The 13,186-nt window shown below is 67.9% G+C and carries 12 protein-coding genes and 1 riboswitch; of the genes, 5 read left to right on the top strand and 7 right to left on the bottom strand.

What is annotated here, in order from left to right; genetic code table 11:
• Window positions 1-48 precede the first annotated feature (48 nt).
• Together trpS and GONAM_RS06420 are read right to left on the bottom strand one after the other, a co-directional pair.
• Window positions 49-1,083 carry a tryptophan--tRNA ligase gene (gene trpS, locus GONAM_RS06415; protein WP_006865959.1) on the bottom strand — a complete coding sequence of 345 codons (1,035 nt, stop codon included), beginning with the start codon at window positions 1,081-1,083 and terminating at the stop codon, window positions 49-51.
• A 49-nt stretch (window positions 1,084-1,132) separates the two neighbouring features.
• Complete coding sequence (locus GONAM_RS06420) at window positions 1,133-1,969, bottom strand: exodeoxyribonuclease III (RefSeq protein ID WP_006865960.1); 837 nt, start codon at window positions 1,967-1,969, stop codon at window positions 1,133-1,135.
• Between the two features lie 168 nt (window positions 1,970-2,137).
• On the opposite strand from GONAM_RS06420, the gene GONAM_RS06425 reads away from it, so the two are divergent.
• Together GONAM_RS06425 and bfr are read left to right on the top strand one after the other, a co-directional pair.
• On the top strand, window positions 2,138-2,320 hold the full coding sequence (locus GONAM_RS06425) for a (2Fe-2S)-binding protein (RefSeq protein WP_006865961.1): 183 nt from the start codon (window positions 2,138-2,140) through the stop codon (window positions 2,318-2,320).
• A gap of 107 nt (window positions 2,321-2,427) precedes the next feature.
• Window positions 2,428-2,913, top strand: a complete 486-nt coding sequence (gene bfr / locus GONAM_RS06430) for a bacterioferritin (protein ID WP_005195922.1) — start codon at window positions 2,428-2,430, stop codon at window positions 2,911-2,913.
• 7 nt (window positions 2,914-2,920) lie between these two features.
• On the opposite strand, the gene GONAM_RS06435 is transcribed toward bfr, so the two are convergent.
• Window positions 2,921-4,195, bottom strand: a complete 1,275-nt coding sequence (locus tag GONAM_RS06435) for an MFS transporter (RefSeq protein ID WP_006865962.1) — start codon at window positions 4,193-4,195, stop codon at window positions 2,921-2,923.
• Between the two features lie 89 nt (window positions 4,196-4,284).
• The gene (locus GONAM_RS06440; RefSeq protein ID WP_006865963.1) at window positions 4,285-6,180 is read right to left on the bottom strand and encodes a cutinase family protein; all 1,896 of its coding nucleotides are present in this window, start codon (window positions 6,178-6,180) and stop codon (window positions 4,285-4,287) included.
• Between the two features lie 272 nt (window positions 6,181-6,452).
• Window positions 6,453-6,574: riboswitch (SAM riboswitch) on the top strand.
• A gap of 63 nt (window positions 6,575-6,637) precedes the next feature.
• Here GONAM_RS06440 and GONAM_RS06445 point away from each other — a divergent pair.
• Together GONAM_RS06445 and metX are read left to right on the top strand one after the other, a co-directional pair.
• On the top strand, window positions 6,638-7,960 hold the full coding sequence (locus GONAM_RS06445; RefSeq protein WP_006865964.1) for a bifunctional o-acetylhomoserine/o-acetylserine sulfhydrylase: 1,323 nt from the start codon (window positions 6,638-6,640) through the stop codon (window positions 7,958-7,960).
• 16 nt (window positions 7,961-7,976) lie between these two features.
• On the top strand, window positions 7,977-9,131 hold the full coding sequence (metX, locus tag GONAM_RS06450; protein WP_006865965.1) for a homoserine O-acetyltransferase MetX: 1,155 nt from the start codon (window positions 7,977-7,979) through the stop codon (window positions 9,129-9,131).
• A gap of 39 nt (window positions 9,132-9,170) precedes the next feature.
• On the opposite strand, the gene GONAM_RS06455 is transcribed toward metX, so the two are convergent.
• The 3 genes from GONAM_RS06455 to GONAM_RS06465 all read right to left on the bottom strand — a co-directional run bounded on the left by GONAM_RS06455 (window position 9,171) and on the right by GONAM_RS06465 (window position 12,181).
• Complete coding sequence (locus GONAM_RS06455; RefSeq protein WP_006865966.1) at window positions 9,171-10,712, bottom strand: Hsp70 family protein; 1,542 nt, start codon at window positions 10,710-10,712, stop codon at window positions 9,171-9,173.
• 162 nt (window positions 10,713-10,874) lie between these two features.
• Window positions 10,875-11,156 (bottom strand): DUF3017 domain-containing protein, encoded by a 282-nt coding sequence (locus tag GONAM_RS06460; protein WP_040535640.1) that lies wholly within the window; start codon window positions 11,154-11,156, stop codon window positions 10,875-10,877.
• A gap of 119 nt (window positions 11,157-11,275) precedes the next feature.
• Complete coding sequence (locus GONAM_RS06465) at window positions 11,276-12,181, bottom strand: bifunctional methylenetetrahydrofolate dehydrogenase/methenyltetrahydrofolate cyclohydrolase (protein WP_217997544.1); 906 nt, start codon at window positions 12,179-12,181, stop codon at window positions 11,276-11,278.
• 55 nt (window positions 12,182-12,236) lie between these two features.
• Here GONAM_RS06465 and GONAM_RS06470 point away from each other — a divergent pair, with 55 nt between their 5' ends.
• Window positions 12,237-13,175, top strand: coding sequence for a serine/threonine dehydratase (locus tag GONAM_RS06470; protein WP_006865969.1), 939 nt, complete (start codon window positions 12,237-12,239; stop codon window positions 13,173-13,175).
• The last annotated feature ends 11 nt before the right edge of the window (window positions 13,176-13,186 follow it).

A 13,186-nucleotide genomic window follows, 5' to 3' on the forward strand; every position in this document is an offset into this window, starting at 1 on the left:
CGCACGCCTCCTCGTCGGGTTGCCGAGGGCGCCGGACTCAGGACCGTGTCAGCGCCTCGGTGACAGGAAACCCACCTTGTCATAGACCGACTCGAGGGTCGCCGAGGCCACCGACCGGGCGCGCTCCGCGCCCCGTGCGAGGATCACGTCGAGCTGCGCGGGATCGTCCATGTACTCGGTGACGCGGCCGCGCAGCGGGGTGACGAACTCGGCGAGGATGTCGGCGGTCTCGACCTTCAGGTCGCCGTATCCCTTGCCCTGGTACTTGTCGACGAGGACGTCCACCGGGGTACCGCTCAACGCCGACTGGATGGTCAGCAGGTTACTGACACCGGGCTTGTTCTCCGGGTCGAAGCGGATCTCGGTCTCGGTGTCGGTCACCGCCGAACGGATCTTCTTGGCGGACTTCTTCGGCTCGTCGAGCAGATTGATGAGACCCTTGTCGGTCTCGGCGGACTTGCTCATCTTCGCGGTCGGGTTCTGCAGGTCGTAGATCTTGGCGAATTCCTTGACGATGTACGCCTGGGGAACCTTGAGGACCTTGCCGAACCGCGAGTTGAACCGCTGCGCGAGATCGCGGGTGAGTTCGAGGTGCTGACGCTGGTCCTCACCCACCGGCACCTGATCCACCTGGAACGCGAGGATGTCCGCGGCCATCAGGATCGGATAGGTGAACAGGCCGACGCCGGCGGCGTCTACGCCCTGCTTGGCCGACTTGTCCTTGAACTGCGTCATCCGGCTCGCCTCACCGAAACCGGTGATGCACGACAGCACCCAGGTCAGCTCGGCGATCTCCGGGATGTGCGACTGAACGTAGATCGTGGAGCGCTCGGGGTCCACGCCGACGGCCAGCAACTGCGCGACCGACAGCCGCGTGCGCTCGGCCAGTGTCTTCGGATCGAACGACGCCGTGATGGCATGCATGTCCGGGATGAAGTAGAACGCCTCGAAATCGTCCTGCAGGGCCACCCACTGTCGAACCGCACCCAGGTAGTTGCCGAGGTGGAAGGAATCGCTGGTCGGCTGGATTCCCGACAGTACGCGGGGGCGGGCGGCGCCGGATGCGGGGACGTCAGAACTCATTGGTCCATTTTCGCACCACGCGCAAAGCCCTTTTACGCGGGCGCCCGCCTCACTCGTAGACAACGGTGACCGGCGCGTGATCGGACCAGCGCAGGTCGTATGCAGCAGCCCGGTCGACCGTCGCCTTCACCGCACGCTCGGCGAGCGAGCGGTTGGCGAGCTGGTAGTCGATCCGCCAGCCGGAATCGTTGTCGAACGCCTTGCCGCGCCACGACCACCACGAGTACGGGCCGCTCTCACCGGGATAGAGCTCACGGGTGACGTCGTGCCAGCCGGATTCCAGGAGACCACCCACCCACGCGCGCTCATGCGGCAGGAAGCCCGGACTCTTCAGGTTGCCCTTCCAGTTCTTGATGTCCGCCTCGGCGTGGGCGATGTTCCAGTCGCCGCCGACGACGACGTGGCTTCCGCTGCGGACGAGCCGACCGAGGTGGGCGCCGAACTCGTCGAGGAACCGCACCTTCTCCTCGTATTTGGCGATGTCCTTCTCGGCGTCGGTGCGCGCCGCCCCCTTCGGGAGGTACAGACTGGCCGCGGTCACCGGCCCGAGGTCGGAGTCGAGGTCGACCTCGAGGTAGCGGCCGAGATCGTCGAATTCCGCACTCCCGAAGCCGAACCGGACCGCGGCCGGCTCGGTGCGGGTCAGCACGCCGACACCGGCGTGCCCCTTGACCGACGACTCGCTCATCGTGAGATGCCATCCGGCGTCGAGGACAGGGGCCAGCGCGTCGCGGGCGAGATCCTCGCTCGCGCGCACCTCCTGCAGCAGTACGACGTCGAGCGACGAGTCCTCCAACCAGGGCAGGAAACCGCGGTTGGTTTCGGAACGATGCTTGACCGCCGCGCGGATTCCGTTGACGTTGACCGTGGAGATGGAGAGTGGCACGGGGCCACATCCTACGGATGCGGTCCGACAAGCCGACGCCCGCTGCGCTGCTTGAGAACGGTTGCGCGACGTATCGGAATGAGACGAGAAAGAGGTAAGGCAACCCTTGCGCACCCCGGAAGAGGTATGTAAGCATTACCTAATCCAGGCACGAGGTTAGGTCCCGAGATGTTCGTTTGTATTTGCCGCGCGGTCACCGTCGACGAGGTTCATGAGCACTGCGATGCCGGTGCGTACACCGTCGACGACATCAGCGACCGCTGTGGCGCGGGCGAGGGCTGCGGCACCTGCTTGGAGAAGCTCGACAGCATCCTGAGTGAAAGGCTGGCCACCTCGACGAGCGCTGCATGATCTGATTCCGACAACTCCAGCAACAACCTCGCGCGAGTGACGCGCGCGGGGCGTTTTGCCGTGTTAGCTTCATCACTACAAGTGTTCGGCTAACGGGAGGCTGTCAAATGCGTGGCGACGACGAGGTCATTGCTCTTCTCAACGAGCAGCTCACGAGTGAGCTGACCGCGATCAACCAGTACTTCCTCCACGCGAAGATGCAGGAGAGCTGGGGTCTCACGGAGATCGCCGCCAAGACCCGCGCCGAGTCCATCGAGGAGATGACTCACGCGGAGATTCTCACCGACCGCATCCTCTTCCTCGATGCGCTGCCCAACTACCAGCGCCTGCTGCCGCTGCGCATCGGTCAGTCCATCCGCGAACAGTTCGAGTCGGACATGGCGATCGAGGTCGAGGTCGTCGAACGCCTGCGCCCGGGCGTCGCGATGTGCCGCGAGAAGGGCGACATCACCAGCGCGAACCTCCTCGAGAAGATCCTCGCGGACGAAGAAGAGCACATCGACTACCTCGAGACGCAGCTCGAGCTGATCAACAAGCTCGGCGAACCGCTCTACCTGTCGAAGACGATCGCGACGCCGCCGACCAACGGCTGACGCCCCCTCAAGCGACTACCGGGCGCGTTCGCGCGGTCACGAACGCGACGACCGCGACCGCGATGCCGGCGACTGCCAGGACGGCGCCGATCACCGCCGGTGACAGGAATCCCCACCCTGCACCGACCACCACGCCCCCGAGGAACGCACCTGCGGCGTTGGCGATGTTGAGCGCCGAGTGGTTGAGGGCGGCGGCCAACGTCTGGGCGTCGGCCGCGACGTCCATGAGGCGTGTCTGTAGCGCGGGGATCATGGTCGTACCGGTCAGCGCGACGAGATACGTGAGCATGAGTGCTGCCCAGGCATTCTCGGCGAGTACGGCGAAGGCGGCGAGCGTTACCGCACTGGTGGACAGCCCGGCGAGAATCGCGGTCGAGACGTTGCGGTCGGCCGCCCAGCCGCCGACGAAGTTGCCGGTCACCATGCCCAGCCCGTACAGCATCAAGGCGATCGGGACGACCGAGACCGGCAGTCCCGTCACCGAGGTGAGGGCCGAGTTCAGGTACGTGTAAAAGGCGAACATCCCGCCGAAGCCGACGACACCGATCACCAGGGTGAACCACACCTGCGATCGCCGGAGCGCGCCGAGTTCGGTCAGCGGGTCGGTGATCGTCATGCCCGACAGGCTCGGCAGCACGCGGATCAGCGAAACGACCGTCGCGACGCCGATGACGACGACGATCGCGAACGCGGTGCGCCAACCGAACGTCTCCCCCAGCCAGGCCGCAGCAGGCACGCCGACGACGTTCGCGACCGACAGGCCGAGCATCACCTGCCCGACTGCCTTGGCCCGATTCCGCGGACCTGCCATGTGCGCAGCGACCAGCGCCGCGACGCCGAAGTACGCGCCGTGCGGGAGACCGGCGACGAATCGCGCCACCAGGAGGAGCCCGTACGACGGCGCCAGGACGGTGGCGAGGTTTCCGACGGTGAACGCCACCATCAGGGAGATCAGCAGGACCCGCCGCGACATCCGCGCCGTGAGTGCGGCGATCAGCGGAGCGCCGACCACCACACCGAGTGCGTAGGCCGAGATGACGTGACCGGCGGTGGGTTCGGAGACACCGAGTGAACCGGCGATGTTCGGCAGCAGACCCATCGCGACGAACTCGGTGGTTCCGATTCCGAAACCGCCGAGGGCGAGCGCGAGGATGGTCAGCCTGCGGGCTCGGCTCGAGATCCCCGAGGAGGGGCGCTCTGCGACGTCCGACGTCGCGTCGTCGAGCACGTCGATGGCGAGGTCGTCCGGTGCACCGGTGGTCGTCGTGGGGGCTTCAGGCACGCCTCATGCCAACCGGCACTCCGGCACCACCATTCCCCGACGGCCGGTGAGTTCGTTCACACAGCAAACGACCAGTCGTTGTACAGCGCCTACTCCGAGCCGGAATCACCGCCGGAAGAACTGTCCGAACCGCCACCGCTGCCGTCGGAGCTGCTGGAATCCGAGCCACTGCCACCGGAGTCCGACTTCGAACCTCCGCTACTGCTGTCGCCGCCGCCGGAACCGCTCGAATCCGAGCCCCCGGAGCCCGAGCCGGAGCCGCTGTCGGAACCGCTCGAATCCGAGGTCCCGGAGTCGGTGCCGCCGGAATCGTCGGTGTCGCTGTCAGGACCACCCGCACCCGAGGCGCCGTCATCCGACGACGGTCCGGCCGACGAGTCGGTCTCCGACCGCGTGACGCCCGGGTCGGTGCCGCCGGTCGACGAGTCGGTCCCGTCTCCACCACCGGCCGGAGTGTTGTCGTGGTCGGTGACCGGCGCCGAGGTGTCCGTGCCCGCAGACGGGTCGCCGATCGACTGACCGTCGGCCACCTCGGTGACCGCGGGCGAACCGCTGCCGCTGCCCGACGCCTCGACTTCTGGAGCCGTGGCCTCGGGATCGTCGTCGACCGTGGCGACGAACCGGGCCAGCGCCACCGATGCCGAGGAGTCATTGTCGGCCGGCAGTGCAAGGGTGTTCGGCTGCGAGGTGATCGTCGGTCCGACGATCGCGCCCGCCCAGTACCGCACGAAGTTCACCGGCAGCAGCACGATGCTGCGCACGCTGTCCGCGAGAGCAGTCACACCGCGCATGAGTCGTGCCGGGGACAGACTGACGATGCCCTGCAGGATGTCCTCGAACACGAAGAGGTCGGGCAGGTAGGCGCCGTAACCGAGTTGCGGCAGCGGGGGCAGGAAACCCTGGACCAGCCGCACGACGGGTTGCAGATTGGCCAGCGTGATGCCGAGCGGCAGGCCGATCGTCGGACGGCCGGACAGGAAGTCGCCGATCTCGCCGGTGTACCCGATGTCCTTCGCCCAGCCCTGGACCAGCTCGGCGAACGCCGACTTGGCCCCCACCATGCAGACCGTCCCGGACGGGGTCCCCGTGCCGCTGCACGAGACCGGCCGCGTATCCCACTGCGACGCGGGGTCGCGGTACATCGCCCATGGGTAGAGGAAGTGCTTCGTCTGGTATCCGAGGATGCCGTCGATGGCACCGATCGGGTCGTACAGCGGGTCCGGCAGGTCGCAGATGGGGTCGCCGTCGATGCACACCGAGACCACGCGATCGGAGACCGTCCCGAATCCCGCGTCCGCACCGTTCGCGCCGCGCGGGCCCGACATCGTCAGACCGGGGATCACACCGATCAGCGACAGCTCGATACCTCGCCCGGTCTTGTCGCCGGCGCGCCGCGGATCGGAGTACAGCTCGCCGCTGATGACGTCCGGGTCGATGGTCACCATGACCGGGTTGCCCTCGTCGTCGAGGATCGGCTCGCCGTTCTCGTCGATCGCGGCGATCTCGCCGACCGTGCCGTTCCCGATCTCGGACAGCACGTCGCCGGCGACGCGGGCGCCCTGCGAATAGCCGGCCACGACGACGGGCTTGCCCTGACACTGTGACTGATAACCGGCAATCGCCGACTTGGTTGCCGCGGTCCCCTGCGCGACACTCGAGTCATAACCCGTCGCTCCCAGGGGCCACAGGGTCGTCGGATAGTCGGCGTAGATGACCTTGTAGGCGCCCTCGCCGGCGTACGGGGAGTTCGGGTCGGGGCTGTTGTCGGGTCCGAGCCCGGTGTAGCGCTGTTTGACGCCGACGAGGTGCTGCCCCTCCGGGTCGTTGGTGCCGCCCACGATGACGACCGCACCCGCGCCACACGAGTCCGCCTTCGCTTCCGGGACACCGCCGACCAAGCCGAAAGATGCGGCGACCGCCACGCCGGTCGCGGTTGCGATCAGAAACGACGGCCGACGCGACCTGAGATGCTCCATTGCCCCCACGAGGCCCACTCCTCACCACTCCCGGACACGCTTCAGGGATGAAGAGGCGTCTTCACCGGGGTTGACCGGAACTCTAAGGGGAGAAAGCGAACCTGACAGGACGCTGAGAAATGCTAACGATTCTGAACAGGTGATTCACGCTGCTCATCCGCCGATTTCACCCGCTCGGAGGACACGTCCACTACACGGTTCGGGTGGCTGACGAGGACTTCGATTCGGCGTGACCGGGAGGGTTCTCTGGCACTCACATCCGTGTTATATCCTTGTCGCCAGGTCATGAGTATCAGCGACAAGCCCCGGCTAGCTGATCGGCAACCCTCCAACCGCGGTGGGGTGCTCCGGGTGATGACCGGGTTGTGGGATCGCGGAAGCGAAGCCCCGGCAAGCGCGGGTCCGAAGGTCGGACCCCAACAGGGTCGAGTTTGGCCCTGCCGACCGTAGAAAGTGATCAACAGTCATGTCTGATGCCAACGAAGGCACCAATCCAGCCGACAACTGGAGCTTCGAGACCAAGCAGGTCCACGTAGGCCAGGCTGCCGATGCAGCCACCAACGCTCGGGCGCTGCCGATCTACCAGACCACCTCCTACGTCTTCAACGACACGCAGCATGCGGCGAACCTCTTCGGTCTCGCGGAGCCGGGCAACATCTACACCCGCATCATGAACCCGACCCAGGATGCGGTCGAGCAGCGGATCGCGGCCCTGGAGGGTGGCGTCGCGGCTCTGCTCGTCGCGTCGGGTCAGGCCGCCGAGACCTACGCGATCCTGAACATCGTCGAGACCGGCGGTCACGTGGTGTCGAGCCCCCGTCTGTACGGCGGCACCTACAACCTCTTCCACTACACCCTGCCGAAGCTGGGCGTCGAGGTGAGCTTCGTCGAGGATCCCGAGGACCCCGCGTCGTGGCAGGCCGCCATCAAGGACAACACCCGGGCGCTGTACGGCGAGTCGATCTCCAACCCCAACAACGAGATCCTCGACATCAAGGGCATCTCGGAGGTCGCGCACCGCAACGGCCTGCCGCTGATCATCGACAACACCGTCGCCACCCCGTACCTGATCAATCCGCTGGCCCACGGCGCCGACGTCGTCGTCCACTCGGCCACCAAGTACATCGGCGGCCACGGCACCGCGATCGGCGGCGTGATCGTCGACGGCGGCACCTTCGACTGGCGCGTCCAGCGTGACGGCAAGGACCTGTTCCCCGGCTTCACCACCCCGGACCCCAGCTACCACGGTGCGGTCTTCGCCGACCTCGGCGCTCCGGCCTACGCCCTGAAGGCCCGCGTCCAGTGGCTGCGCGACACCGGTGCGGCGATCGCCCCGTTCAACGCCTTCCTGCTCGCCCAGGGTCTCGAGACCTTGAGCCTGCGCATCGAGCGCCACGTCTCGAACGCGCAGAAGGTCGCGAAGTTCCTGGAGGGCCACGCCCAGGTCGAGTCCGTCGCCTACGCCGGCCTCGAGTCCTCGCCGTGGTACCAGCGCGGCCAGGAACTCGCCCCCAAGGGCCAGGGTGCGATCATCGCCTTCGAGATCAACGGCGGTGTGGACGCGGGCAAGAAGTTCGTCGACGCCCTGACCCTGCACAGCCATGTGGCCAACATCGGTGACGTCCGTTCGCTGGTCATCCATCCGGCCTCGACCACCCACAGCCAGCTGACCCCGGAGGAGCAGCTCGCCGCGGGTGTCACCCCGGGCCTGGTGCGCCTGGCCGTGGGTATCGAGGGAATCGACGACATCCTGGCGGACCTCGAACAGGGCTTCGCAGCCGCCAAATAGGACAGGTGAGGCAGTTTTGTCGGTGAGTATCGACCTGAACGCGCAAGCGTCTGATCAGCCCGACTGGGAATCGGTCCCGGACGGGAAGCTCGTCGGCATGAGCATCGGCTCACTGCCTCTCGACAGCGGTGAACGGATCGACAACGTCACCCTGGCGTTCCAGCGCTGGGGGACGTTGTCGCCGTCCCGCGACAACGTCATCCTCACCCTGCATGCCCTCACCGGCGACTCCCACGTCACCGGTCCCGCCGACGCCGAGCACGAGACGCCCGGTTGGTGGGACGGCCTCATCGGCCCGGGCCAGGCGATCGACACCGACGAGTGGTGCGTCATCTCGGCCAACGTGCTCGGTGGGTGCAAGGGATCGACGGGTCCCGGGTCCCTCGCGTCAGACGGTCGACCCTGGGGTTCACGCTTCCCGCAGATCACCGTGCTCGACCAGGTCCGCGCCGAGGTCGCACTCCTCGACCGCCTCGGAATCCGCAGTGTCGGAGCAGTTCTCGGCGGTTCGATGGGTGGCGCCCGCGCGCTCGAGTGGGCCATCGAGTACCCCGATCGCGTCCGTAGCGCACTGGTGCTGGCCGTCGGCGCCCGCGCCACCGCCGACCAGATCGGCATCCAGACCACACAGATCGCCGCCATCAAGTCCGACCCGGCCTGGCAAGGCGGCAACTACCACGGAACCGGACAGACACCGCTGACCGGCATGGGCATCGCCCGCCAGATCGCACACCTGTCCTACCGCAGCGAACCCGAGCTCGACGAGCGGTTCGAGAACAAACCGCAGGGCGACGAGCAGCCGTTGCTCGGCGGTCGTTACGCCGTGCAGAGCTACCTCGAGCATCAGGCGTCAAAGCTGATGCAGCGCTTCGACCCGGGCAGCTACGTGGTGCTCACCGAGGTCCTCAACCATCACGACGTCGGCCGCAACCGCGGCGGCATCAAGAAGGCGCTCAACGAGTGCAAGGTCCCGGTCATCGTCGGCGGAATCGACTCGGATCGCCTGTACCCGTTGCGATTACAGGCCGAGCTCGCCGAAGAACTGGGCAACTGCGTCGGCGGCCTGCAGGTCGTGCGATCCGACACCGGACACGACGGCTTCCTCACCGAGTTCGACGCCATCAGCGACCTGCTCAAGCGCACTGTCGAGCTCGCACGCCGCGACGCCTGATCCCGGCCCTCCCGGATTCCAGTAACCGGCCGCCTGCGCTCAGCGCGGGACGGGGACCGGGGTGCTCGACGACGCCGGGGGTGCCGTGCGAACGGCTCCGGATTGCGGCGTCTCTTCACTGGGCGATGACCCCGACGACTGACTGGGTGCCGGCTTGTACGGCGTCGGCTGGGTCAGCGGCGGCGGAGCCGGCGTGGTGTTGCGCGGCCGGATCTCCTTGGGCAGCAGGGTCGGCGGGATCGGGGGCGGCGTCGAGCCCGGCGCGAACGGCAGCGTCGGCCACGGGAACGGCGACAGCGTGCGCGTGCTGGTCGTCCCGGTCGACGGCGCGGTCGGCGGCAACTCGGTGGTGGCCCAGCCCGGCTGTTCGTTCCATGCCGGCGGTTCCGCCGGCTGCAGCGGTTGGACGGGCTGCTCGTAGGTCTGTTCGACCGGTTGGTCCGGAACCTGCGTCACCGGGGCCTCGGTCGTCGGCACCGGCTCCGAACTCTGCTCGCTCGATGTGGCGACCGCGGGGACGCTGCCGACCGTCGACGACGGCTCGGGGACGTCGCGGTCGGCGAACGACGAGCTGATCGCGTAGAAGGTGATCAGGACCGCGGCGATGATCGCGCCCGCGGCGGCGAGCGGTGTGGCCGACAACCACTCGCGCTGCCGCTGCCCGCCGATGAAGGCGAGTCGGGTTGTGCCCGAATAGGTTTCGCCGGCCAGAAGTGCCGCCCCGGTCGCCGCGACCAGTTCCGGGGTCGACGGGCACACCGTGTCGAAGTCGTGGCCGCGGGCCATGTCGCGGACCGCGGGCAGATTGGCGAGACCACCGACGAAGACCACCGCATCCGGGGTGACGCCACGGGCGGACGCCTCGGCGACGTAGCGGTCGAACACCTCGCGTGCCTCGCGGACCATCGGTGCGACCGCGTTCGCCACCTGGGACTCGGTCAGCGCGACCCGTCCCGCGCCGCCGGGGAGGGCCACCGAGGGGCCGTCGGAACCGGCTCCTGAGTGTCCGTAGGCGATCTCTTCTTTGGCGGTCCGGCAGGCACTGAGCAGTTCGCTGCGTCCGGCGCGCGTCCGAGCGGCCTCACCGAGCGATGGGTTGTCTGCGGTGAGGTTCGCGGCGATGGCGCGGTCGAGGCGACGTCCGCTGAGGACCGTCGAGCGTTCGAGCCCGGTGATCCGGCGACTGCTCGGATCGACGGTGTAGATCGACATGCCGGTGTCGCCGCAGTCGACGACGACGGCGGTGGAGAAACGATCGATCTCGCCGGTGTCGGCGAGGCAGGCGACCACCGCCTCGTCCTCGGCGACCAGACGGATCTGGCGGCGCGGCCCGCTCCCCCGTGATCGCAGATGGCGTCGTTGGGCGGGGGTACGCGCGGCCACGCCGATCGGCCCCACCCGGGCGTCGGCCTCACGGGCGGCGCCGAGCATGACGTCGATTCCGGCGTTGACTCGACCCGCGCCGTCGAGGCCGTCGGTCGGGTCGACGTCGATGACGCGGGAATCCACCACGCTGCGGCCGAGATCGTCACGCGTCAGCAGGACGTAGTGGATCATGCCGGCGCCTGCCGACACGCCCATCGACGTCACTTCATTCACATGGTCATCGGTCGGTGTTGCAGTGATACGTACTCCAGCGGTCGGTGCGTCTGCCCCAGCGTCGTACTCAGTGCTCGGCAGAGAGAGTTGCCTGGTCAGGCGCGACCACTCGGCCTGAAGGTCACGCGCAGGTCTCTATTGTAATCAATCCGTGCCCAAAGAGTCGATCGACGTGGCGAGCCAGAGCATTACGCCGCCGACCGTCGCCATCACGGACACATCGAATAATTTTCCTCTGACCTGCAGTAATCCCGCCCGGGACGCTGGGATGAACGCACGGAGCAGTGCTCCGACGAGAAGTGCCGTGCCGAACACGAAGGATCCGCGGCGCCAACGGTCGAACATCACGAGCAGCGCTGCTGCCAGGACACCCAGCATGACCAGCAGGTACGGGATCTGGACGAGAACAGCGCGCACCCCCTGCACCGGCTCGGGCCCGGGTGCGGCGTCGTGATGTCCGTCACCGGGGGCCGACGGCCGCAGCCGATTCGGATCCGACGAGGGCACATCCGCTCCCGCCGGACCGACCCGCGGCTCGTCCGGGCTCACGCCGTGCCGCCGCCCTCAACGCCGGCGACGGCTCCGGTGGCGGCCTGCTGGGCGGCGAGTTGCTGCTCGGCCCGTTCGACGACGTTGACGAGCAGGAAGGCACGCGTGAGCGGTCCGACCCCGCCGGGGTTCGGCGAGACGTGTCCGGCGACCTCCCACACGTCGGGATGGACGTCGCCGACGAGGCCGTCGTCGGTTCGGCTGACGCCCACGTCGATGACCGCGGCACCCGGCTTCACCATGTCCTTGGTGATCAGATGCGGGACGCCGGCAGCCGCGACGACGATGTCGGCGCGCTCGACCTCGGACCGGAGATCGGCGGTGCCGGTGTGGCAGAGGGTGACGGTGGCGTTCTCGCTACGCCGTGTCAGCAGCAGGCCGATCGGCCGGCCGATGGTGACGCCGCGACCCACGACGGTGACGCGCGCACCGGCGATCGGGATGTCGTAACGACGGAGGAGATGGATGACGCCGCGCGGCGTGCACGGGAGCGTCGACTCCTTGCCCAGGACCAGGCGACCGAGGTTGATCGGGTGCAGTCCGTCGGCGTCCTTGAGCGGATCGATCCGCTCGAGCGCCGCGTTCTCGTCGAGGTGCTTGGGCAGCGGCAGCTGCACGATGTACCCGGTGCAGGCCGGGTCGGCGTTCAGTTCGTCGATCGCCGCGTTGAGCTGCTCGGTGGTGGCGTCGGCCGGCAGATCCTTGCGGATGGAGGCGACCCCGATGCGGGCGCAGTCCGAATGCTTGCCCTTCACATAGGAATGCGAGCCCGGGTCGTCACCGACGAGCACGGTGCCCAGACCGGGGGTGATGCCCGCCTCGCGCAGTGTGTTCACCCGTTCGGTGAGATCTGCGAAGATCTCGTCGCGCGTGGTCTTGCCGTCAAGTCGTATCGCGGTCACGCCCGACATTCTTCCATCCACGACGACTGCGATGTGAGCCACTACTGTCAGTGCCGTGAGAGCAACACGGGCCGACGTCGACCTCGCTGCGGCAACCATCTCCCCTCTCCTGCGGCGGACACCGACACTGCGCACCGTCATCGAGACCGTCGACGGCCCCCGCAACGTCGTGTTCAAACTCGAATACCTCCAGCTCGGCGGCTGTTTCAAGGTGCGGGGAAGCCTGTGGGCGACGCTGCACGCACGCGCCCAGGGAGCGCTGACCGACGCCGGCGTCCTCGTCGCGTCCGGAGGCAACGCGGCGATCGGCGCGGCGTGGGCCGCACGGATAGCCGGCGTGCCGTGCACCGTCGTGATCCCGGAGACCGCGCCCGAGGTCAAGGTCCAGACGTTGCGCACCCTGGGCGCGCAGGTCCATCTCGTCGGGCTGCGATATCAGGACGCCGCCGACGCCGCAGGCGAACTGGCCGCGACCACCGGCGCGTTAGCTCTGCACGCCTACGACCTGCCCGACATCGTCGCGGGCGCGGGCACGATCGGCCTCGAGATGACCGAGGACTTTCCCGGTCCGCTCACCACCGTGGTCTGCGTCGGCGGAGGCGGCCTGCTGGCCGGTCTCGCGGCGACGCTGCGTCCCGGCGATCGGCTCGTGGGCGCCGAACCCCTCGGGGCCTCCTGTCTCCACCAGGCACGGGCGGCGGGGGCACCGGTCCCGGTCGAACTCGAGAGCGTCGCCGCCGACTCCCTCGGCGCCACCCGCGTCGGCGACATCTGCTGGGAGACCGCCGCGCAGCGCCCCGACGTCGACAGCGTGCTGGTGACCGACGCCCAACTCTTCGACGCGCGGCGTATGCTGTGGGACTCGCACCGCATCCTCGTCGAACACGGCACCGCCGCGGCCGTCGCCGCGGTGACCACCGGAGCGGTTCACCCGGAACCGGATTCGACGCTGTGTATCGTGCTGTGCGGGGCGAACACGGGGTTCGACCTGTAGCGGACCTCCGC

This window comes from Gordonia namibiensis NBRC 108229, assembly GCF_000298235.1.
Classification (GTDB): Bacteria; Actinomycetota; Actinomycetes; order Mycobacteriales; family Mycobacteriaceae; genus Gordonia; species Gordonia namibiensis.

Excerpts from the sequence above, each read along its gene's own strand:
- trpS (WP_006865959.1), bottom strand. The coding sequence starts at position 1,083 with ATGAGTTCTGACGTCCCCGCATCCGGCGCCGCCCGCCCCCGCGTACTG.
- GONAM_RS06425 (WP_006865961.1), top strand. The coding sequence starts at position 2,138 with ATGTTCGTTTGTATTTGCCGCGCGGTCACCGTCGACGAGGTTCATGAG.
- bfr (WP_005195922.1), top strand. The coding sequence starts at position 2,428 with ATGCGTGGCGACGACGAGGTCATTGCTCTTCTCAACGAGCAGCTCACG.
- GONAM_RS06445 (WP_006865964.1), top strand. The coding sequence starts at position 6,638 with ATGTCTGATGCCAACGAAGGCACCAATCCAGCCGACAACTGGAGCTTC.
- GONAM_RS06455 (WP_006865966.1), bottom strand. The coding sequence starts at position 10,712 with ATGGGCGTGTCGGCAGGCGCCGGCATGATCCACTACGTCCTGCTGACG.